16 protein-coding genes and 2 tRNA genes are annotated in these 21,677 nt (G+C 48.9%); 10 read left to right on the forward strand and 8 right to left on the reverse strand.

What is annotated here, in order from left to right:
- The first annotated feature begins 26 nt into the window (after positions 1-26).
- The 5 genes from phoU to ACOTSW_RS09360 all read left to right on the forward strand — a co-directional run bounded on the left by phoU (position 27) and on the right by ACOTSW_RS09360 (position 7,861).
- Positions 27-737, forward strand: coding sequence for a phosphate signaling complex protein PhoU (gene phoU, locus ACOTSW_RS09340; RefSeq protein WP_423678811.1), 711 nt, complete (start codon positions 27-29; stop codon positions 735-737).
- Positions 738-754: 17 nt separating this feature from the next.
- Positions 755-1,441: a phosphate regulon transcriptional regulator PhoB gene (phoB, locus tag ACOTSW_RS09345; RefSeq protein ID WP_423678812.1), complete on the forward strand. Its 687-nt coding sequence runs from the start codon at positions 755-757 to the stop codon at positions 1,439-1,441.
- A 177-nt stretch (positions 1,442-1,618) separates the two neighbouring features.
- Positions 1,619-2,914: a phosphate regulon sensor histidine kinase PhoR gene (gene phoR / locus ACOTSW_RS09350; protein ID WP_423678813.1), complete on the forward strand. Its 1,296-nt coding sequence runs from the start codon at positions 1,619-1,621 to the stop codon at positions 2,912-2,914.
- 163 nt (positions 2,915-3,077) lie between these two features.
- A complete protein-coding gene (locus ACOTSW_RS09355; protein WP_423678814.1) occupies positions 3,078-4,124 on the forward strand; it encodes an HD domain-containing phosphohydrolase in 1,047 nt (348 codons plus the stop codon).
- Between the two features lie 158 nt (positions 4,125-4,282).
- Positions 4,283-7,861 (forward strand): PAS domain S-box protein, encoded by a 3,579-nt coding sequence (locus ACOTSW_RS09360; RefSeq protein WP_423678815.1) that lies wholly within the window; start codon positions 4,283-4,285, stop codon positions 7,859-7,861.
- A 1-nt stretch (position 7,862) separates the two neighbouring features.
- Here ACOTSW_RS09360 and ACOTSW_RS09365 read toward each other — a convergent pair whose 3' ends face one another.
- Positions 7,863-8,927, reverse strand: coding sequence for a YeiH family protein (locus ACOTSW_RS09365; protein ID WP_423678816.1), 1,065 nt, complete (start codon positions 8,925-8,927; stop codon positions 7,863-7,865).
- Positions 8,928-9,056: 129 nt separating this feature from the next.
- Between ACOTSW_RS09365 and ACOTSW_RS09370 the strand changes: the two genes are divergently transcribed.
- The gene (locus ACOTSW_RS09370; protein WP_423678817.1) at positions 9,057-9,974 is read left to right on the forward strand and encodes a LysR family transcriptional regulator; all 918 of its coding nucleotides are present in this window, start codon (positions 9,057-9,059) and stop codon (positions 9,972-9,974) included.
- A 48-nt stretch (positions 9,975-10,022) separates the two neighbouring features.
- Here ACOTSW_RS09370 and ACOTSW_RS09375 read toward each other — a convergent pair whose 3' ends face one another.
- The 4 genes from ACOTSW_RS09375 to ACOTSW_RS09390 form a co-directional block, all read right to left on the reverse strand.
- A complete protein-coding gene (locus ACOTSW_RS09375) occupies positions 10,023-11,861 on the reverse strand; it encodes an aminopeptidase P family protein (protein WP_423678818.1) in 1,839 nt (612 codons plus the stop codon).
- Between the two features lie 78 nt (positions 11,862-11,939).
- A complete protein-coding gene (locus ACOTSW_RS09380; RefSeq protein ID WP_423678819.1) occupies positions 11,940-12,419 on the reverse strand; it encodes a GNAT family N-acetyltransferase in 480 nt (159 codons plus the stop codon).
- A 12-nt stretch (positions 12,420-12,431) separates the two neighbouring features.
- Entirely contained in the window at positions 12,432-14,477 is a 2,046-nt protein-coding gene (gene metG / locus ACOTSW_RS09385; protein ID WP_423678820.1) for a methionine--tRNA ligase, read from the reverse strand.
- A 200-nt stretch (positions 14,478-14,677) separates the two neighbouring features.
- Entirely contained in the window at positions 14,678-15,718 is a 1,041-nt protein-coding gene (locus tag ACOTSW_RS09390) for a hypothetical protein (protein WP_423678821.1), read from the reverse strand.
- Positions 15,719-15,992: 274 nt separating this feature from the next.
- On the opposite strand from ACOTSW_RS09390, the gene ACOTSW_RS09395 reads away from it, so the two are divergent.
- Both ACOTSW_RS09395 and ACOTSW_RS09400 read left to right on the forward strand, forming a co-directional pair.
- Positions 15,993-17,234 (forward strand): flippase, encoded by a 1,242-nt coding sequence (locus ACOTSW_RS09395; RefSeq protein WP_423678822.1) that lies wholly within the window; start codon positions 15,993-15,995, stop codon positions 17,232-17,234.
- Between the two features lie 76 nt (positions 17,235-17,310).
- Positions 17,311-18,285, forward strand: coding sequence for a glycosyltransferase family 2 protein (locus ACOTSW_RS09400; protein ID WP_423678823.1), 975 nt, complete (start codon positions 17,311-17,313; stop codon positions 18,283-18,285).
- A gap of 37 nt (positions 18,286-18,322) precedes the next feature.
- Here ACOTSW_RS09400 and ACOTSW_RS09405 read toward each other — a convergent pair whose 3' ends face one another.
- Positions 18,323-18,772 (reverse strand): thiol-disulfide oxidoreductase DCC family protein, encoded by a 450-nt coding sequence (locus ACOTSW_RS09405; protein WP_423678824.1) that lies wholly within the window; start codon positions 18,770-18,772, stop codon positions 18,323-18,325.
- Between the two features lie 225 nt (positions 18,773-18,997).
- On the opposite strand from ACOTSW_RS09405, the gene apbC reads away from it, so the two are divergent.
- Positions 18,998-20,086, forward strand: coding sequence for an iron-sulfur cluster carrier protein ApbC (apbC, locus tag ACOTSW_RS09410; protein WP_423678825.1), 1,089 nt, complete (start codon positions 18,998-19,000; stop codon positions 20,084-20,086).
- A gap of 18 nt (positions 20,087-20,104) precedes the next feature.
- The gene (gene ribD / locus ACOTSW_RS09415; RefSeq protein WP_423678826.1) at positions 20,105-21,214 is read left to right on the forward strand and encodes a bifunctional diaminohydroxyphosphoribosylaminopyrimidine deaminase/5-amino-6-(5-phosphoribosylamino)uracil reductase RibD; all 1,110 of its coding nucleotides are present in this window, start codon (positions 20,105-20,107) and stop codon (positions 21,212-21,214) included.
- A gap of 178 nt (positions 21,215-21,392) precedes the next feature.
- Here ribD and ACOTSW_RS09420 read toward each other — a convergent pair.
- Together ACOTSW_RS09420 and ACOTSW_RS09425 are read right to left on the reverse strand one after the other, a co-directional pair.
- Positions 21,393-21,469, reverse strand: a tRNA-Pro gene (locus ACOTSW_RS09420).
- 87 nt (positions 21,470-21,556) lie between these two features.
- Positions 21,557-21,633 (reverse strand) — tRNA-Pro (locus ACOTSW_RS09425).
- Positions 21,634-21,677: the final 44 nt, after the last annotated feature.

Here is a 21,677-nt window from a genome sequence, read left to right on the forward strand (position 1 = left end):
CGATTACAAGAATTCAGGAGAAACCTGTGACAGGCGAACACTCTTCAAAACAATATGACAGTGATCTGGAAACAATCCGTTCCAAGGTCTTGTTGATGGGCGGTTTGGTAGAAAGTCATTTCCATGATGCGATATCATGTTTTCGTACAGGCAATGCAGAACAGGCTGAGATCGTGATTCAGTCTGATCTGGAGGTGAATCGCTTAGAGGTTGCACTGGATGATATGTGCAGCCAACTGATTGTGAAGCGTCAGCCTGCGGCAAATGATTTACGTACTGTCGTCGCTACCGGCAAGGTGATTACCGATCTTGAGCGCATTGGTGATGAGTCGACAAAAATCGCCCGCATCGCAAAAGAAGGCCAGCTTAACAGGCGCAGTATTCCTATGTTCAACGGCTATGACACCGTGCGTGTACTGGCGGCCAGCGTTGCGGACATGCTGCATCAGGCGCTTGATGTTTTTGCCCGTCTTGATGGCGAGAAAGCGGTCCAGTTGATCGCTCAGGATGAAATCATTGACAATGATTTCCGCTCCATTATGCGTAATCTGATTACTTTCATGATGGAAGATCCAAGCACAATTTCTTCGGCGCTTGATACTTTGTGGGTCGCAAAAGCGATAGAGCGGATTGCTGATCACGCAAAGAATATTGCTGAATATACGGTCTACATCGTTGAGGGTAAAGATATCCGTCATTCAGACTACGTCGCCGTCAAACAAGATCAGAAAAACTGATAAACAGATTACAAATAATGGCTGCTGATACCACAATATTAATTGTCGAAGACGAACCAGCAATCGTTGAACTTGTCAGCTTTACTTTGCGTGCGGCTGGCTGGAATACTTTTGCCGTCAACAACACAGCTGAAGCTTGGGATTTTATTCAACGCCGGACTCCTCAGTTGATTCTGCTCGACTGGATGCTGCCCGATCAGAGCGGTTTGCGTTTACTTTCCAAAATCCGCTCTGACCGCCAGTTCAATGAGATTCCTGTCATTATGCTGACGGCGAAAAGTATGGAGGAAGATAAGATTGCAGGACTGGATCATGGTGCAGATGATTACATCACAAAGCCATTTTCTCCACGTGAACTGACCGCACGGATGAAGGCCTTGTTGCGTCGCAAGAGCCCTGAGCATGCACAAACCGCGCTGTCAGCAGGTAACGTCGTACTGGATCCGGTCAGTTGTACCGTCAAAATCGATGATCAGAAGGTCGATATCGGTCATGCCGAATATAAATTGCTGAAGTTTTTCATGGCGCATCCCGAACGCGTTTTTTCACGTAGCCAGTTGCTTGACAAAGTCTGGGGTGATCACGTTGTGATTGAGGAGCGTACTGTCGATGTACATGTGCTGCGCCTGCGTAAAGTATTGAAATCTGCGGAATCACTGATTAAAACGGTACGTAGTGTGGGTTACATGCTGTCTGAAAAGTAATATGCTCTTGTTGTGGCAGCAGTACTGAAATATAAAAACAACCACATTCAAGATGTTATGGATGTGGTTTTTTTATGTTCAGATGTATTGGTGTCAGAGATCAGTATACGTTTTGACCGGCTTGAATATTGCTCGCCATAATTTATACCCAAAATTAAAAAAATATCAGGGATTTTCATGTCTCCACGTCTCATCTTCTGGATTTCCAGCTCTGTTCGCGCCTTACTTATTGTGATGGCTACTGGCGTCGCCGCATATCTGTGGGGACCGGTTATTGGATTATTACTCGGCTTTATTGCGATGTCCGGGCTGGTTCTGCTGCAACTGTTTTATCTGCAAAGGCTGGCAGACTGGCTCGATAACCCCAGCAGCTCCCGTTTGCCGGATGGCTGGGGCGCGTGGACGGATATTTTTTCACGACTCTACAAATCACGGCGGGGCGATGAAAAAAATCAGGCAGAGCTGACGGAATGGCTGGCACGTTTTCGTCAGGCGATGACATTGTTACCGGATGGCGTTGTCATTATGGACGACGTTTTATTTCTGGAGTGGTGTAATCCTGCAGCCGAAAATCATCTGGGCCTGAGTCTGGAGAAAGACAAAGGCATGCGTGTTACGAATCTGGTACGCACACCTGAGTTTATGGACTACATTATTCTGGGCCGTTACGAAACGCCGCTGACTTTGTCATTTCGTGACCGCAAGCTGATCGCACATATTATTCCGTTTGAAAACCGTCGCCAGATTCTGGTAACGCATGATATTACCGAATCTGAACGTATTGATATGATGCGTCGCGACTTTATTGCCAATGCATCGCATGAGCTACGCACACCGTTAACTGTCATTAACGGTTTTTTAGAAATCGCTTCTTTACAACCGGATCTGGACATCACGATCCGGCGTTCGCACCTGAAACTGATGACGGAGCAGGGTGAGCGTATGCAGCGTCTGGTTGAGGACATGCTGACGCTGACACGTCTGGAATCGATGGACTATCTGTTACGTGTCGAAACCGTTGATATGCGTGGCTTGCTGGAGCAGATTTTGCAGGAAGCAGAGGCGCTTTCTGCTGGACGCCATCAGATTACGCTGGAAATTGATGGCCCTGATATCCGTGGCAGCAAAGATGAGATACGCAGTGCACTGACCAATCTTGTCACTAACGCGATCCGTTACACACCGGAAAAAGGGACGATTCAAATCAGTTGGATCAACACCCCGCAAGGAGCCAGATTTTCTGTCACGGATAATGGCATAGGCATTAGTCCGGAGCATATTTCCCGTCTGACAGAGCGGTTTTACCGGGTTGATAAAAGCCGCTCGCGTGAAACGCAGGGCACCGGTCTTGGACTCGCTATTGTTAAACATGTATTGTTGCGACACAAAGCGCAACTGCTTATCGATTCCACACCAGGTGCTGGCAGCAAATTCACTGTGCAGTTCCCTGCAAATATCGCCATTGAAGAGTAGCAATCTGTTTGCTTTTGTCGTCTGAATTATTTATCCCGTGAAAGGATAAATTTTGTTATTCCCCATTTGTCCTGAGGACAGATAAGTTAAACTCGTCTGTATTGCTGCTGACATAAGTTTCGCAGAGGGTTTACTGACCAGATATGCTCTGGGGGGATGTTGAATGGAAATGAACGTATTGGTGCTGGATGATGCACAAATCAACGTTACATTGCTGTGCTTGCTATTAAAAAAAATAGATAAATGTAAATCGGTGAGTTTCAGTGAGCCGGAAGCTGCGCTTGCATGGTGTACCAGTAATGTGCCAGACCTGATTATGGTCGACTATATGATGCCGGACATGAATGGCATTGAGTTTATCCGACGTTTTCGTGAGTTGGACGGATGTCACGACATTCCCGTCCTGATGATCACTGCCAACAATGAGCTGGAATTACGCTACCAGGCACTCGATGCCGGAGTGAACGATTTTCTGATCAAGCCGATTGATAAAATAGAATTTCTCGCCAGAACCCGAAATATGCTGGCCTTACGCAAAAGCCAGCGTTTTCTCGAGGATAAAGCGATCTGGCTTGATGAGTCAGTAAAAAAAGCAACCGCTGAAATTCTGGAACGGGAAAGAGAGACGATTTTTCGCTTGTCAAAGGCAGCGGAGTCCCGCGATCCGGAAACTGGTGCACATATTGTCCGTATGGCCAATTACTCGAAAATCATTGCCGAGCAATTAGGTCTTTCTGCGGCTGACCAGCAGCTCATTCTGGAAACGGCACCGATGCACGATGTCGGTAAAGTCGGTATCCCGGACAGCATTTTACTGAAGCCGGGCAAGCTGACAGCAGATGAATTCTCTGTTATGAAACAGCATACCCGTCTTGGTTATGAAATTCTGGCGGGAAGCTCCTCGAACTTATTGACCGCTGGTGCCGAGATAGCATTGGCACATCATGAAAAGTTTGATGGTAGTGGTTATCCCAATGGACTGGCCGGTGAGAATATTCCGCTGTTTGCGCGCATCGTTGCTGTTGCTGACGTCTTCGATGCGTTGACATCTGAGCGTCCGTATAAAAAAGCATGGGGTAACGAACAGGCGCTCGCCCATTTGCGGGAAGGGGCTGGCAAGCATTTCGATCCATTATGTGTCGATGCATTCTTTGCCGGATGGGACAAGATATTAGAGATCAAGAATCTGTATCAGGATGACCAGTATTAGGAATCAATGTTTTTACACGGCCACATGCTCGATGCACAGTTGCATTAAAAATAGCGGTCAATGTTTATTTCAGAAAAATACTGTTCTACCTTTTCAATAAAAATTTCCCGGATCCACAGTCAGATCATGATCAATACGGCTATCGCAGAGAGCATTTGATGCGACATCAATTATCTTTGCTTCAATATAAGAACTCGCTTGGCATACAAAGTGAAGAGCAATTAGAAAAACTGCTGACGGAACTGGAGCAGTTATCGCAACAGTCTGATTCGTCCGTGATGAGTGACAGCACGAGACAGGCATTGCGCGGGATGAGGAATTTATTTACCCAGATTGATCAGGCGTATCAACGCTCAGAGCAGGATTTTTCAGAGTGCAGACGCAGGCTCGCGTCAAGTTCAGAAGCGCTGAAGCTGGCGAATGATCATTTTCATCCGGGGAATGGTGAGCGTGATCATGTGCTGGCAACCCTGAAAGCAACGACAGATCAGCTGCTTTTCTCTCTCGGAAAAACTTCTCAGGAAGAAATTACTCTGGATAAACTGAGTTATTTATTATCCGATCTGGTTTCTGAACTGGTGGCTGCCAGAGCGGATCTGGAATCAGCCCTGGCGAAGCTGCAGAAACAGAAGTTTGCTTTAGATCAGCATGCGATAGTCAGTGTCGCAGATGCGAATGGCGTGATTTTGTACGCCAATGAAAAATTTTGCCAGATCAGCAAATACAGTTCCGCTGAACTGGTCGGGCAAAATCACCGTATCGTGAACTCTGGTCTGCATACCCCCGCTTTTTTTCAGAATATGTGGGATACGATTACCAGTGGCCGTGTCTGGCATGGCGAAGTGCGTAATAAAGCGAAGGATGACAGCTTTTACTGGACGAATGCGACGATTGTTCCTTTTTTGGATAACAGTCAGCAGCCATATCAATATATTTCTATCCGCACTGACATTACAGAACAACGACGCTTACGTGAAAAGATCGAATCCAGTCAGTCTCTGATGGAAAGCATGATGCGTAATATCGGGCAGGGCGTGTACACATTGGATGCGCAAGGAGTGTGCACGTTTCTGAATCCTGAGGGAGAGCGTATTCTCGGACGAAATCTGGTCGATTTAAAAGGAAAAATACTGCACGACCTTGTGCATTCTATACGTCCTGACGGCGCGCATATCAGGAATCACGATTGCCCTATAAATAACGCTATCTTATCCGGTGAAGTTTTTCGTTCTGATCTCGAATACTTCCAGCATCAATCAGGTAGTTTGTTCCCGGTTTCGATTGTTGCCTCTCCGATTGTTGACCAGGGAAAAGTGGTCGGTTCCGTTGCTGTTTTCCAGGATATATCGGAACGTCTGGCAATCGACAGGGCGCTGCGCGACAGCGAGGCAAGGCAAAGAATGTTGCTTGATAACGCCGCCGATGCGGTGTTTGTTGCTAACGCGAATCAGCAATTAGTTTATGTCAATGATCTCGCTTCTGACATGCTGGGCTACTCCAGAGTCGGGCTGCTGGGCAGCAGCATGTATCACTTACTACCTCTGGCGGATCGGGATCTGGCGATGCAGAATTTTTTATGCCATATCCAGGAGGAGAAACGTTTCCGCGCCGAGATTGCCCTGCTGAAAAAAGACGGTGATACCGTTCCTGTTGAATTGAATGCCGCGCTGTTGCCAGATGGCAGCATTTACGGATCTTGTCGTGACATTACTGAGCGATTGCGGTTTGAGACGGATTTACTGCAGGCGAAGAATGATGCGGAGGCAGCGAATAAAGCCAAAGGTGAATTTCTGGCGACCATGAGTCATGAAATCAGGACGCCGATGAATGGCATTATTGGCATGACTGAGCTGACGCTTGATACCGATCTGAGCAGCGAACAGCGGGAATATCTCGAGCTGGTGAAATTATCTTCTCAGTCTCTGATGAGTATCATCAACGATATTCTGGATTTTTCCAAAATTGAATCGGGGAAAATCGAGCTGGAAAAAATCGAGTTTTCTTTGCGGGAATTAATTGCTTCATCCTTGCGCGCACTGTCAGTCAGAGCATCGGAGAAGGGTATAGAGCTTGTTTATAAAATCGATGCAGCAATTCCGGAAATTATCGTGGGAGACCCCGGTCGCTTGCGTCAGATCATGACGAATCTGGTCGGTAATGCGATTAAATTCAGTGAAAAAGGTGAAGTGATCATCGATGTCCAGCTCGCGCATGAGAGCGCAACCCGGCTGGATATTTATTTTGCCGTGACGGATCATGGCATTGGTATTCCAAAGGCAAAGCAAAGCAGTATTTTTGAAGCTTTCAGCCAGGCAGACACATCGACAACACGTAAATACGGAGGCACAGGCCTCGGTCTGACAATTTCTTCCCGGCTGGTACAGTGCATGAACGGTCTGCTGGCACTCAATAGTGAACCCGGAAAAGGCAGTACCTTCTATTTCACGATAGGATTGGCAAGAGCCGAAAAAGACAATTCTGCAAAACGGCCGATGGATTTTTCCGGCGTAACGGCACTGATTGTTGATGATAATGCCGTCAACCGCTTATTTTTTTCCGACACATTAAGAAAATGGAAAATAAAACCAATCGTTGCCACATCTGCCACTGAGGCTCTGCAGTTGCTGTCGCAGATGCAGTCGGACGGGATATACATCGATTTGATTCTTCTCGATGTTTGTATGCCTGGTATGAGCGGATTTGAGTTTCTGAACCGACTGGCCCCGGAACATGAAAAATTAAAGTCAAAAACTGTCTTGCTTTCGTCTGCCGGTTCGCGTGAAGACTTCCTGCATTTGCAGGAACTCGGGATGAAAAATTACGTTTTAAAGCCGGTGAACCAGTCGGAACTCTATGATGCCATTACGACAGTCGTGAGTGGTAAGAAAAAAATAATGACGCATGACACTCAGGTCTGGCCAGATACGCGACAATTTACAGCGGCGTTACGAATCTTGGTCGCAGAGGATAATCCGGTGAATCAGAAACTGATTCTGGCGCTATTGAGTAAGTGGAATCACGTTGCAACTTTGGCGGAAAACGGACTGGACGCGCTTAAGTATTTTTCACGAGAGCCGTTTGATGCCATTCTGATGGATATGCAGATGCCCAAAATGGGAGGTATCGAGGCGACGCAACATATCCGCGAAGCGGAACGTGCGCTGGGCAATGGCAGACGCACGCCGATTATTGCAATGACCGCCAATGCTATGCCAGGCGACTGGGAACGATGTCATGAAGCAGGTATGGATCATTATTTGTCCAAGCCGATCAAGGCAGAGTTATTGCGTGAATTGCTGGAAAAGTTAGCGCAGAATACCGACCTGACCTCAGATGGTCTGAAGCCAACTGCAACGACTGATATGAATAACCCACCTTTAAAGACAGATATGTCGACAGAAAACACATCATTCGATTATTCGGCCGCTTTGCTGAATGCCGACACAGAGATCGTCAGTATTATCGGACATTCTTTTCTTGATGCCTGCGATCAGTATAAGGACGAAATTGCCGATGCGGTGGCGCGGCAGGATAGCGAGTTGCTCTACCGTTCCGCACACACTATGAAGGGGCTTGTTGGTAATTTCTGTGCAGTTCCGGTTGAGACGCTGGCAAGGGAGCTGGAGCATTTCGGTAAGACCAATGATTTGAGTCTGGCCGCAGCAAAGCAAGCGGAATTATTCGTGCAGTTAGAGCAGATGAATGCGGCGCTGAAAAAGTTTCTGGCGTCAAATTAGCCTAAAAAAGCGGAGTACTGTTCACCAGATAGTTGATGGCGGCTCCGCCAGCGACCAGCCACAGCCACAGGCTCATGGCGAGCAACACGGGTTTTATTCCCGCTTGCCGCACGCTGCTGATATTGGTAGTTAAGCCCAGAGCAACCATAGACATTGCAAGTATAAAATTGTCCGTGCTTATCAGCAGGGTTCTGATTTCTGCAGGGATATGTAATGCAGTGTTGAGTAAGGCGGTAGCAATAAAAATGAACGCAAACCAGGGAATCGTGATTTCTGTTGTCTCATCCATGTCTGCTTGCAACGATGGCTTGTCATGACGCTGTTTCAGCAAGCGCATTACCATTGGCAGTAGTAGCAGAAATGGTGCCAGCATCATGACCCTGAGCATTTTTGTGATGACAGCAGCATCGCCCGCAGTATCACTCACCGCCTTGCCGGCCACGATTACTTGTGCAACTTCATGCATAGTTGAACCAACATACATGCCGAAACTGGATGTTGACAGCGGAATGAATTGAACATGCTTGTTCCATTCAAAAACAACCGGATAGAGCAGCATGCTCAGCGTGCCAAATATCATTACCCCGGAGATTGCAATACTTGCGTCATCTGATCTGCTTTTAATTACGGGGCTCGTTGCCATGATTGCTGCTGCACCGCAGACAGAACTGCCTGCGCCTATCAGGATAGTTAATTTATTATCCAGTGCAAAGACTTTTTTACCCAGAAATAAGGCAATAGCAAACGTTGTGCTGAGGACGAGCGCATCAATCGCGACAGCCTTAGTACCAAGCTGTTGAATGTCGTGCAAGCTCAGACGCAGGCCATACAGAATAATTCCTGTTCGTAATAAGGCTTGCTTGGATATCGACATACCATGCTCGAACCGATGATGCTGAAATACAGAATGGCTGTTCCCGGCGATTATACCCAGCAAGATGGCCGTAGTCAGACTGCTGAATCCATGTGTCTGCATCCAGCTGTGTTGGCTGAGTAACATGGAGATGACTGCCAGTAATGCACATAAGAGTAAGCCGGGAAGATAGCGACGCAAAGAAATTTTCATGGACGGGATTGTGGAATTGTAGTGGCTCATCATGTTCTTTTTTTTTGAAGTGAGCGCAGCATATCGATTTTCAATAAACTAATAAAACGAATTAATTTTGTATAATTAAGCAAAAAAACAGGTTAATTTATGAAAATCAGTCTGCGTCAATTACAAGTATTCATTGCTGTCGCCGAACAAGGCAGCACGATGATGGCGGCGAATGTCGTGGCTCTCTCTCAGTCGGCAGCCAGTGCTGCGTTGAATGAACTGGAAAATATACTTGGTACGCAGTTATTTGATCGTATCGGTAAGCGCCTGCTGTTAAACGATAATGGTCGCTTATTATTGCCACAGGCACGCCTGATACTCGATGCCGCACATTCGATAGAACTGCAGTTTTCATCGGCGGACACCAACTGGTCCTGTATCCGGATCGGAGCCAGCACCACGATAGGTAGTTACTGCCTGCCGGCTTTGCTGGCCGCCAGACCTCTGGCAAATATGCAGACATCATCTGCTCATCAGGCGATGTCTCATCCCCAGATGACAATTGCCAATACAGCCGATATCGCCAGCGCTGTAGCGAATTACGATGTTGATTTTGGCTTCATTGAGGGACCATGTCATCGTGCAGACTTGATGGTCGAGCCCTGGTTTGAGGATGAAATGGTAATTGTCTGCTCGCCGCAGCACACGTATGCCCAAAAAGATGGTGACGTCAGCATCAAGGAGTTGCGATCTGCAACCTGGTTGCTGCGGGAACGCGGTTCCGGTACGCGGGAAAATGTCGAGCAGGTGTTACTACCGCATCTGAAAAACTTCAAACTGGCGGGCGAGTTCGGCACATCGGAAGCGATCAAGCATGCCGCTGCTGCGGGTCTTGGCATCGCTTGTCTGTCACGCGTGGTTGTTGCAGACTTGCTGGCGCTGGGCAAGTTGTGTGAATTAAAAACGAAACTTCCGCCATTGAAGCGTCGTTTTTATCTGATTTACAGTCCGCACAAATTACTGTCCCGACATATACAGGATTTTTTGCAGTTTTGCCGTGGTTGGCGACCCGGATAAACGAAGGCCACATCATCTGACGTGGCCTCCATTCTTCATATTCAGGTTTTATTTACTGATTGCCTTGGTGCGCTCTTGCAGCCAGTTGAGCGCCGCACCGGTGACTCTCGATGCCAGTCGCGCATACACCGTCTTATGATAATCATTGAGCCAGTCGATTTCGTCATCACGTAACAAATGAACGAGAATGCAGCGTGTATCGATAGGACATAAAGTCAGGGTTTCAAATTTCAGATACTCCCCGAATTCGGTTGTGATTGCAGGTACGGTCAGTAAGAGATTTTCAATTCGTACACCCCATTGACCTGGACGGTAAATACCCGGTTCGTTGGATGTGATCATGCCGGCTTCCATTGCGGTGTGCGCCTCCGCTAATGCACCTGAAATTGATTGTGGCCCTTCATGCACATTCAGGAAGTAGCCGACTCCGTGACCAGTTCCGTGACCGTAATTGATGCCTTCCCGCCATATCGGTGCGCGCGCGACGGTATCCAGCATAGGGGAGGGCGTACCGCGAGGGAATTGCATTTGCGACAGATTGATCATGCCTTTCAGTACCAGCGTGAAATCACGCTTTTGCGCTTCCGATACCGATCCTATCGGCATCACCCGCGTGATATCCGTAGTGCCATTCAGATATTGCCCGCCTGAGTCAATCAGCAATAAACCATCACCTTTTATTTCAGCATGCGATTCTGCTGTTGCGCGATAGTGCGGCATCGCGCCGTTGGCATTAAAGCCGGCGATCGTACCGAAGCTTGGTGAGATGAAATGGGGCTGACGAGCGCGTGCCGCGCAGATTTGCTCGTCAATCGTGATTTCTGTGATCGTTTGTTTGCCCAGACTGGCTTCGAGCCAACTGAAAAATTCACACAAAGCGGCACCGTCCTGCTCCAAGGCTTCTCTGACGAATTGTGCTTCTTCCGCTGTTTTTCTCGACTTGGCAAACACCGACGGATTAATTGCTTCCACAACGGTGACGGAAGCCGGAATCGCTTCACGGAAGCCATATGTGATACGGCGCGGGTCGATCAGTATGCTGTCTGTTGCAGGTAAATTCCGCAGGGCGTTTTGAGCCTCGGAATATTCTGCAATTTCTATGTGATCAAGCGCCAGAACCGCAGCCAGATCAGGGCTGATCTTTCCGTTAGAAACAAACAAAGTCGCTTTGTCTGTACCGATCAGGGCGTGTGCAACAAACACCGGATTGTAACTGACGTCGGCACCGCGTAAATTGAATATCCAGGCGATATCATCAACCGTGGAGACAAAATGCCAGTCGGCCGCTTTCAATCGCATTTGTTCGCGTATCTGCGTCAGCTTAACTTTACGGCTGATCACAGCAAATGGTGCTTTGTGTTCATATACTTGTGAGAGCGGCAAGGCGGGGCGATCCCGCCAGATTTCTTGCAGCAGGTCTTTGCTAGTATTGAGTCTGATCGCTTTTGCCTGGAGTGCCGACGTCAGCGCACGGGCGGTTGCCAGCCCGAGTACGAAGCCGTCTGCACCGACGGTTTGTCCGCTTGTCAGGTTATTTGCCAGCCACTCAATATGCAAGGCAGACGCGGCAGACGCGATTTTCATCATCTGTATGCCTGTTGGTACCAACTCTTTTTCGGCCTGACTCCAGTAGCGGCTGTCGACCCACAAGCCAGCGAAATCAGCCGTGACCACCAGTGTACCGACAGAACCCGTAAAGCCTGAAAAATAGGTGCGGCTTTGCCAGTGTTCGGGCAGGTATTCGGATAAATGCGGATCGGCAGAAGGGATGATGTAGGCATCGAGACCATTTGCCTTCATAGCGCTACGGAGTTGTTGCAAGCGTGCCGGAACCGGGGAAATTATTGTAGATGCTGGATTGCTGCTTGTGCTGATGATGCTGTTCATGAAGTTATTTCCGGGTAGGGAGATGTATCAAGACATCAGATATTGGTAAAAGTTCTGAATTGGCATAGTTAAACGCGGTCAGCTCTTCAAAAAGCGACGCATGACATAAGGTGCAGGTTCGTTGGGATTCGCATGCGCATAATCGAGTTCAGGTGCCAGCTCGAATTCGTATGCCGTGTACAAATCCAGTAAGCGTGGCTGATCGGTCCTGACGCCTAATCTGAGTTCAGTGACGCCAGCGTTTTGCGCGGCATGAATGACTGCTTCCAGCAGATGTTGTGACAGCGACTGATTGCGAAAGGCAGGCAATATGCCCATACGCCGGATTTCCCATACATTTGTATCGGTATCGAGAGCCGTCCAGCGCACGGAGCCAACTGGATTATGATCGATTAACAGCAAAAAGCCGCCACCATGGCAAAGATCAGCAATTACATCTTCTGTATTTTCATGGTGGCCGGCAGAGCTGACGGCGACTTTATTTGCCCAGCAACTACGGGTCAGATGCGCAATCAGCTGCGCATCTTCTGGAACTGCTTCACGTAGGGCTATATTCATGCTCGCAGAAAATTAACGTACGCGCATTCCTGGTTGAGCGCCCGGCCAGGCTTCAAGAATATACAGACCGGGATTAGCTTTTTCATCAGCCGCTGAAGCTGCCAGCACCATCCCTTCGGAAATACCGAATTTCATTTTTCTTGGCGCAAGATTTGCCACCATGACAGTGAATTTGCCTATCAGTTGTTCTGGCTGATAGGCGGATTTGATGCCGGAAAACACATTGCGGGTACGGCCTTCGCCGACATCGAGCGTCAGTCGCAGTAATTTGTCTGAGCCATCAACGTGTTCGCAATTAACGATTTTAGCGATACGCAGATCCACTTTGGCGAAGTCATCGATCTTGATTTCTTCTGCGAGTGGTTCGATAGCGGATGCGGTGGTGGCGGCATCAGTGGTCGTAGCTGGTGGATCGAACAGGTTGTCGAACACTTTAGGATCAACACGCTGCATCAGGTGTTCATACGGATTGATCTTGTGCTGATCCGGCAGCGGACGGCTGACATCCGCCCATTTCAGCTCGCCGATATTCAGTTGCGCTTCGACCTTCGCCGCCAATGCAGGCAGTACCGGTTTCAGATAAATTGTCAGGATACGGAAGGCTTCCAGCAGGCGGCTGCAGACTTCCTGCAAGCGTGCATTGTTGTCCGGGTTTTTGGCCAGTTCCCACGGTTTGTTGGCGTCCACATAGGCATTGATGTAATCAGCCTGCTCCATCGTGGCGCGCAGGGCGCGACCGTATTCACGGCCTTCATAGTACTGGCGGATATCGGCAGCAGCGCTGCGGACATGGCACAGGAATTCATCGCTGTCGCTTGCCCAGGTGCCTGACACTGCTCCGTCGAAACGCTTGGTGATAAAGCCGGCGGCGCGGCTGGCGATATTGATGTATTTGCCGATCAGATCAGAATTCACGCGTGCTACGAAATCGTCCGGATTCAAATCCAGATCTTCTACCTTGGCATTCAATTTTGCTGCGAAATAGTAGCGCAGCCATTCTGGATTCATGCCGATGTCGAGGTAACGCAAAGGTGAAATACCGGTTCCGCGTGATTTCGACATTTTTTCACCGGAAACAGTGACGAAACCGTGGGCATACACATTATCCGGCGTTTTGTAGCCGGAAAATTTCAGCATCGCAGGCCAGAACAAGGTATGGAAATACGTAATGTCTTTGCCGATGAAATGGATTTGTTCTGTGGTCGGATCGGCCATGAACGCATCGAAATCGCGACCGGTTTTGTCGAAATAATTTTTCAGCGATGCCAGGTAGCCGACTGGCGCATCCAGCCAGACATAGAAATATTTACCCGGCTGATCAGGGATTTCAATCCCGAAATACGGGGCATCACGGCTGATATCCCAGTCACCTAAACCACCATCGCCCTCCAGCCATTCTTTACATTTATTGGCGACCTCCGATTGCAGGCGATTATCTTGCAAAGCCCAGCCACGCAGGAAGTCCACGCATTTTTGATTCGATAACTGAAAGAAAAAGTGCTCGGATGATTTCATCACCGGCGTCGCACCAGTGAGAGTGGAGTATGGGTTTTTCAGTTCAGTCGGCGCATACACAGCACTGCAGACTTCGCAGGAATCGCCGTACTGATCCTTGGCGCCACACTTAGGACATTCGCCTTTGATGTAGCGATCCGGCAAGAACATGTTTTTGACCGGATCATAGAATTGCTCAATAGTTTTGCTGATGATGAAGCCCGCAGCCTTTAGTTTGCGGTAAATGTCCTGTGAAAAAGCATGATTTTCCGGGCCGTCAGTTGAATGCCAGTTATCAAACCGAATATGAAATCCATCGAGATATTGCTTACGACCAGCCGCAATTTTTCCAACGAACTCTTGTGGCGAAATACCGGCTTTTTCTGCCGCAATCATAATCGGCGCACCATGCGCATCGTCAGCACCGACGAAATGCACTTCGTTACCCGACATTCGCTGATGCCTTACCCAGATATCAGCCTGGATGTATTCCATGATGTGACCAAGGTGGAACGGCGCATTTGCGTAAGGAAGGGCGGTGGTAACGAAGAGCTTGCGAGTCATGGTTGATGCACTTTTTTAATTTACGGACAAGGACATTATTCTACCAGCGAAACTCTGGCTGAATGCGGCTTTGCCGGAATGCATACGGAGCCTGAATGTATTTTCGCGTTCGTTTCGCTGCATCCGGGCTTACCGGCATTCTCATTTTCAGCTAATTTTTGCCGAGACGGGCCGCTATTGCTGATTATGTGCCTGCCTGGTCAGACGACCCAGGTGCCATCCCGGTACACCTCCTCATCGCCAAGTCTGACTGATTCGGTAATGGCGAATACGTCAACGTGATGTCGTCCCTCGCCCCGTTTGATATGCGGCTTTGCATAGCTGCCGTGTTTGGAGCCTAAGGAGAGATGAATGCCGCGCATACGTTCATAGGTCCCGATGTCACGTACGGTGCGGTCTTTAGAAAAAGCCGGGTTCATGCCCAGGCCTAACTCTCTGACCCATACTACGCCATCGTCAGCACGTATATTGGCTAATACTCGATCAAATTCCGGCGTGGAGTCAAGCGCATCGATGACCTGACCTTTGTTGATAACGAGCGTGATCGGTTTTTCCGGCCGGTTAACAGTAAATGTGGTGTCTCCGAACACAAAAATCCGCACACGTCCGTTCACGGCTTCGAGATCCACGGATTCCGTGAATACCTCACCGATAGGAAACTGTCCGCCGATATTTTTCATCTCACGGTAGTCGCCGATATTCATTTTTGCTGGTTCAAACTTGCCACTGAAAATAAGTTGTTCGCCACCACTGTCAATCACGCCACCAGCGGCTACGTCAATTTTTGCCTTGAGCGCAGGGCCGACCATCCGGTAATAGCCGGGGTCGTATGCCAGAGAGTCAATGTAATAATCCACTTCTTTACCATCCATGCGTCCCAAGTGCGGATGTTCTATCACTTTCAGCCCTTTTTTAAACAGCTCCACACGCAAACGGTAAGCTTCCAGCCGGAAATTTGTTGATTGAATCAAAATAACCAGATCCGAAGCCTGCAAATGTTCCAGCGTTTCTAAAATAAATGCCGGTGCAACCGCGTCAAAGTTGATGCAGGTTGCCGTTGGCAGGCATGTACGGTAAGCCTCTGTCAGTATGCTTGCGAGGGCGGAGTTATGGTCGTAAACGATGACGGCGGTGTGTGCCGGGGTGTGCTCAAACGCAATGGATAGGATATTTTTTAAGTGGCTGGCAGCGATATTGACAGCGCTAATCAGCGAGAGAGGCAACGTGGACGGAGTAGACATAAATTTGTAGCGACAATCCGGCGCTAATGTGTGCGTCCGGTGTGGTGAGTGCGTATGAATGGCGTATTTTAGCAAGCTGCCTGCATCCTCAGCATTTTTTCCGTTTGCTTTGCAACAAACCGGTGTCAATTATTTCGGGGTAGAAAAAAATCCTGCTTTTTTTGCCGGCGGCAATATTACCGGCACCGTGACAAGGTATGATCACGTCTCTCATGAGACGCTTCTATCTAATATGCCGCGAGGTCGGTGATAGTCCGGTGCGCGAAGCTTAATAATGACATCAATAACAAAAAATATACTTTATCTTGTTTTTGTACAGGGCTTGATTTATCTGGCGCCACTGGTGACTCTTCCTTATCTGACGAGGGTGTTGAGCGTGCCGGATTTTGCAGCTCTGGGTTTTGCGCAGGCAGTCATACAGTATTTTATTTTGATTACCGATTATGGTTTCGGAATCACTGCGACCAGACTGATTGCAATCAACAGTGGTGACAAGTTCACCGTGTCTGGTGTTGTAGCCAATACGCTGGCCGTGAAACTGATTTTGTCTGCCGCAGGTGGCTTGGCTTGTCTGCTGCTGATTCTTATTTTTGCAGACGTGCAGCAGCACGCAGTGTTGTTTCTTGCATGTTTTATCGGCGTTTTAGGCAATGCACTTTTTCCGACCTGGTTATTTCAGGGCTTAGAGAGAATGCGGGCACTCGCCTTGATTACGGCAGCATCGCGCCTGTTGCCTTTGCCACTGGTTTTTATCTTGGTGAAAACCAGCGATGATGTGGTGATCGCGGCTGTACTGCAAAATATCCCCGGCTTGATTGCCGCTCTCATGTCTTTTTACTATGCCCGGCAGACCCAGATTCTGGTTCGTGCCAGAATCAGTCTGAGCAGCATAGGTTCTATGCTGAAAGAGGGCTGGCCCGTCTTTTTGTCGAATATTTCCACCAGCTTTTATACGACGATCAATATCATTTTATTGAAGTTATTTGCCGGTGCCGATCAGGTCGCTTATTTTGCCGCGACCGATAAAATCCGTGTCGCCGCACAAGGATTCATTCAGCCTGTTGCTGCAGCATTATTTCCGCGTATCGCTGCACTGCACCAGGAACCCGGTAAACGTGAAGAGTCGCGCTCACTGATACTACGCGGCTCCTGCATGCTACTGGGAGTACAACTGGCAGGAGGCCTTATCCTGTTTTGTTTTGCCGATGTCATCGCGTTGCGCTATCTTGGGGGCAGCTTTGCGCCGGCAGCAATATATCTGAAAGCACTGGCTTTCCTGCCACTGGTCATTGGCTTTGCGACGATTATTTCGCAGTGGCGTTTTCTGGCGATGGGTGAAAGTCGTGTTCTGAGTAAGATCTACCTGATCGCGGGGCCGCTGCATGCGCTGTATGCCTGCTATCTGACCTATCACTATCAATCGACAGGTTTAATTGCCAGCCTGTATTTAACGGAGATTCTGATCACCGTCGCGATGATAGTCGCAGCGAAAAAAAAGGGCATAGACTTATGGTGATGCTTTTCTTACGGATGCATCGCTGCACCTTAGTCCAGTCGTTGTTTGTTGATTTCACCTCACCCCGCGCCGCCTTATGCCGACGATAGATATTGCTTTAGCTTCTTACAACGGAGAGAAATATATCTCTGCACAGATTGCTTCAATTTTTGACAACGATGTATCCGGTGCGGAAGTCTCGCTCGGCAAACTGATTGTCTCCGATAATGTTTCGACCGATAAAACTGCAGAAATCGTGAGTGACATCTGTTACGCTCACCCTGAGCTGCGATTACACATTAATCACCGGCGTGGTGTCATTCATAATTTCAATTATGCTCTGGCGCAGACGGATGCGGGCTATGTCATGCTGGCAGATCAGGATGATGTCTGGCACAACAATAAAATCGCCCTGAGCTTACAGAAAATGCAGGAACTTGAGCGTCAGTTCGGCACAAACGTACCGCTGCTGGTATTTACTGATCTCGCGGTCACGGATCATCAGCTTACTGTAATTTCATCGTCTTTTTTTGCGTATCAGAAAATTGATCCGGTCGCTTACGTCAGACCTGAGTCCTTGTTTCTGTATAACGTGGCACCGGGTTGTACCATGATGTTGAACCGGCGCTTATTGGAAATGGCTTTGCCTGTACCTGATGGTGCCGTGATGCATGACTGGTGGCTGATGCTGGTGGCGGGCGTTTTCGGACATATCGGCCATGTCGGTCAGGCGACGATGTATTATCGGCAGCACGACAATAACCAGATCGGTGCCAGTGTCAGCAGTTTTTGGGAAAAGCTGTTTTCTCCGCGCAAAAAATTACAACTGGCACAAAAAAATTTACAGGATGCGGTGCGCCAGGCACGGCTGTTCAGCGCGCAATTCCCGGTGATTCCTGTGGAATTTTCATCGACACTCGGATTTCTGACTGAATTTAATCATCTGTCTCGCTGGCGGCGTGTGCGAGGATTGATGCAGGAAAAAATGATCAGCCCGACGTTCTGGGGGCGAGTCTTACTCTATGCAGTAGCGGTATTTTCTCCGGTTCTCAGTCGCGTGTCGCAGCGATGATGCGTTGCATTCAGCTTGCCCGTCTCGTGCCGCTTTGTTATTGCATGTCCTGTTTTACTTCGCATTGATCATTTTTGCAGCGACGGCTGCGTTTTTCCGCACGTCTCGCAGCCATCTCGAATAAGTATCCGGTAGCGCGGTTTGAAAGCCGGTAACGATTGTCTGCAAAGCGGAGATACAGCCAGTCAAATAAGGGCTTCAGCAGTGGCCATCCGGTTGGTGCGATGATCCAGCCCAGCCCGATAGCTTCATAAGCCAGCCGGAACACGGCAACCCCGGTCACGATGCTGTTATCAGGTTTTATGGCGTGGATAATCCGCATTAGTTCTGCCTGTGGTATCCCGTAAGTGCGGGGGTCGAAATCTTTGCCGGAGATATCAACAAATCTCAGCAAATTTTTTTCATTACGTGCTCTCAGATTATCGATTTCGAGTTTGCATAAAGGACAGGATTCATCGTATAGCAAAGTCAGCGGGTAATTGCTCATCGGCTTCTCAGTGAAAACGGATTTGTACTTTAAATGCGCTAAGCATACCCTTGATCAGTTGTATCTGCAGAGCAAGCGCATCTACTCCTTCCTCACGAATTTTTTAAAAGAGTTTTATCTTTAAACGGGATTGGGCAAGAGCGCGAAAACTCAGTCTCTGCGCAGGGCTATCCGCAGTCTTTTCCCGTTTTGCGCTAGACTTGCGGACATTGAATGGAGAATCACATGACACTTACTGTTGAAGATATAAAAAATGCTTTATCAAAAGTTATTGATCCTAATACTCAGCTGGATCTGATCAAAAGCAAATCCGCGAAAAATATCAAGCTTGACGGCGATGCTGTGAGTCTGGATGTGGAGCTCGGCTATCCTGCGAAAAGTCAGTTTGATCTGATACGCAAAAACGTGATTGCTGCGCTGCGTGCGTTGCCGGGCGTAGGGAATGTCAGCGTCAATGTAACATCGAAAATTGTTGCGCACGCGGTTCAGCGCGGTATCAAACTGATGCCGAATGTGAAGAACATTATTGCGGTAGCGTCAGGCAAAGGCGGTGTCGGTAAATCGACAACGGCAGTCAATCTCGCGCTGGCGCTGGCTGCAGAAGGCGCTGCAGTCGGTATTCTGGATGCGGACATTTATGGGCCGTCACAACCGATGATGATGGGGATTAACGGTCGCCCTGAGACGGTGGATGGCAAAACCATGGAGCCTCTGGAGAATCACGGTCTGCAAGTGTCATCCATCGGTTTCATGATTGATCCGGATGAGCCTATGGTCTGGCGCGGCCCTATTGTGACGCAGGCTTTGCAGCAATTGCTGGAGCAGACCAACTGGCGCGATCTGGACTATCTGATTGTCGATATGCCACCAGGTACTGGTGACGTGCAACTGACCTTGTCGCAGAAAGTACCCGTGACCGGAGCCGTGATAGTGACAACACCGCAGGACATCGCGTTGCTGGATGCGCGCAAAGGTTTGAAAATGTTTGAAAAAGTCGGCATTCCAATTCTGGGTATTATCGAAAATATGAGTACGCATATCTGCTCTAATTGCGGACATGCTGAAGCGATTTTTGGTGAAGGTGGCGGGCAAAAAATGTGCGCCGATTACGGTGTTGATTTTCTGGGCGGTCTGCCATTGACGATGGCGATACGCGAACAGGCGGATTCCGGTAAGCCAACTGTGGTTGCTGATCCTGACGGAAAAATCGCGCAGATTTATAAAGAAATCGCCCGTAAGCTGGCCGTGAAAGTCGCTGAAAAGGCGAAAGACATGACCAGTAAATTTCCGAATATCAGCATTCAGCACACCTGATCATATTGGTGACGATGGATGTCTTGTGTAGATAAACAAACTGACAGGTACTGGCTGGAAGTGGCGCTGGATCTTGCTTCCCGCGCCACGATAGAGACTTCGCCGAATCCTAAAGTTGGCTGCGTTATTGTGCGCGACGGTGTTGCCATTGGACGTGGCTGGACGCAACCAGTGGGGCAGGCACATGCAGAAGTGCAGGCCTTACGCGATGCTGCTGCCAATGGCATGGATATTCGCGGTGCGACGGCGTACGTCACGCTGGAGCCTTGCAGTCACTTCGGGCGCACGCCTCCGTGTGCAAATGCGTTGGTTGATGCCGGGCTGGCGCGGGTCGTTGCAGCGATTAGTGATGCCAATCCGCAGGTAGCTGGACGCGGGCTGGCGATCTTGCAGGCTGCGGGCATTGAAGTAGAGTGCGCGACCCACGCTGACTTAGCAAATCGTGCCCGCGAGATGAATATCGGTTTTTTTACACGCATGGAAACTGGCAAGCCTTGGGTGCGCATGAAGGCGGCCGCAAGCCTTGATGGGAAAACAGCATTGCCGAACGGTCAGAGTCAGTGGATTACTGGAACGGAAGCCAGACACGATGGCCATGTCTGGCGTGCTCGGGCAGATGCGATACTGACGGGCATAGGCACGGTATTGAAAGATGATCCCTTACTCAATGTGCGCGGCATTGATACGCCGCGTCAGCCCTTACGCATCGTGCTGGATTCGAATTTAAGAATCCCCGTATCTGCAAAAATATTGCAAGGCGGTGTGCTGGTGATCTGCGCTATCGACGACCTGCCAAAGCGTCTGGCGCTGGAGGCATCGGGAGCGGCAGTGCTTTGTCTGCCAGATTCCAGCGGGCGGATTAGTCTGCCCGCATTGATGCTTGAGCTGGGGCGACGACAAATCAATGAATTGCATGTGGAGGCTGGAGCAACACTCAACGGCGCGATGATTGCGGCCGGTTGTGTTGATGAATTGCTGGTCTATCTGGCGCCCAAATTATTAGGGCAGGGTGCTGCTATGTTTGCGTTGCCGGTGCTGACGCATGTAGATCAGGCATCCCAAATGGTCTTTCATGATGTCAGCAAAGTAGGCAAGGATGTGCGCCTGCTGGTCAGATTTTCAAAATAAGCGCTTACCGCTCAGTTATCTGATTTTGATCTATCGAGAAACTCCGGACCGGGAGTGAATAGCAACTGAGAGTGGTTGTTAATAACGCTGTTTTCAGTTTGCTATTGAGTTTGTAGCTCAATAAAAGCGAAATGCAAAAGAAAAAAGGATCGCCGAAATTCAACGATCCTTTTTTAACTGGTCGGAGTACAAGGATTCGAACCTTGGACCCTCTGCTCCCAAAGCAGATGCGCTACCGGGCTGCGCTACACTCCGAAAAACTGAACTGCATATATCTTTTTGCTGACAGGTTAATATTGTCTGCTTGAAGATGAAAAACCAAATATATGATTTTTAAAATTCTGGTCGGAGTACAAGGATTCGAACCTTGGACCCCCTGGTCCCAAACCAGGTGCGCTACCGGACTGCGCCACACTCCGAAGACCAACATATTAGCCTTGTGACGCCTTGATGTCAATAGATT

The sequence above is a fragment of the Undibacterium sp. WLHG33 genome (assembly GCF_049544815.1).
GTDB lineage: Bacteria > Pseudomonadota > Gammaproteobacteria > Burkholderiales > Burkholderiaceae_D > Undibacterium.

Coding starts and splice junctions, on each gene's coding strand:
- ACOTSW_RS09360 (WP_423678815.1), top strand. CDS start 4,283: ATGCGACATCAATTATCTTTGCTTCAATATAAGAACTCGCTTGGCATA.
- phoB (WP_423678812.1), top strand. CDS start 755: ATGGCTGCTGATACCACAATATTAATTGTCGAAGACGAACCAGCAATC.
- apbC (WP_423678825.1), top strand. CDS start 18,998: ATGACACTTACTGTTGAAGATATAAAAAATGCTTTATCAAAAGTTATT.
- ACOTSW_RS09400 (WP_423678823.1), top strand. CDS start 17,311: ATGCCGACGATAGATATTGCTTTAGCTTCTTACAACGGAGAGAAATAT.
- ACOTSW_RS09355 (WP_423678814.1), top strand. CDS start 3,078: ATGGAAATGAACGTATTGGTGCTGGATGATGCACAAATCAACGTTACA.
- ACOTSW_RS09380 (WP_423678819.1), bottom strand. CDS start 12,419: ATGAATATAGCCCTACGTGAAGCAGTTCCAGAAGATGCGCAGCTGATT.
- ACOTSW_RS09395 (WP_423678822.1), top strand. CDS start 15,993: ATGACATCAATAACAAAAAATATACTTTATCTTGTTTTTGTACAGGGC.
- ACOTSW_RS09365 (WP_423678816.1), bottom strand. CDS start 8,927: ATGAAAATTTCTTTGCGTCGCTATCTTCCCGGCTTACTCTTATGTGCA.
- ACOTSW_RS09375 (WP_423678818.1), bottom strand. CDS start 11,861: ATGAACAGCATCATCAGCACAAGCAGCAATCCAGCATCTACAATAATT.
- phoR (WP_423678813.1), top strand. CDS start 1,619: ATGTCTCCACGTCTCATCTTCTGGATTTCCAGCTCTGTTCGCGCCTTA.
- ACOTSW_RS09405 (WP_423678824.1), bottom strand. CDS start 18,772: ATGAGCAATTACCCGCTGACTTTGCTATACGATGAATCCTGTCCTTTA.
- ACOTSW_RS09390 (WP_423678821.1), bottom strand. CDS start 15,718: ATGTCTACTCCGTCCACGTTGCCTCTCTCGCTGATTAGCGCTGTCAAT.
- metG (WP_423678820.1), bottom strand. CDS start 14,477: ATGACTCGCAAGCTCTTCGTTACCACCGCCCTTCCTTACGCAAATGCG.
- ACOTSW_RS09370 (WP_423678817.1), top strand. CDS start 9,057: ATGAAAATCAGTCTGCGTCAATTACAAGTATTCATTGCTGTCGCCGAA.
- ribD (WP_423678826.1), top strand. CDS start 20,105: ATGTCTTGTGTAGATAAACAAACTGACAGGTACTGGCTGGAAGTGGCG.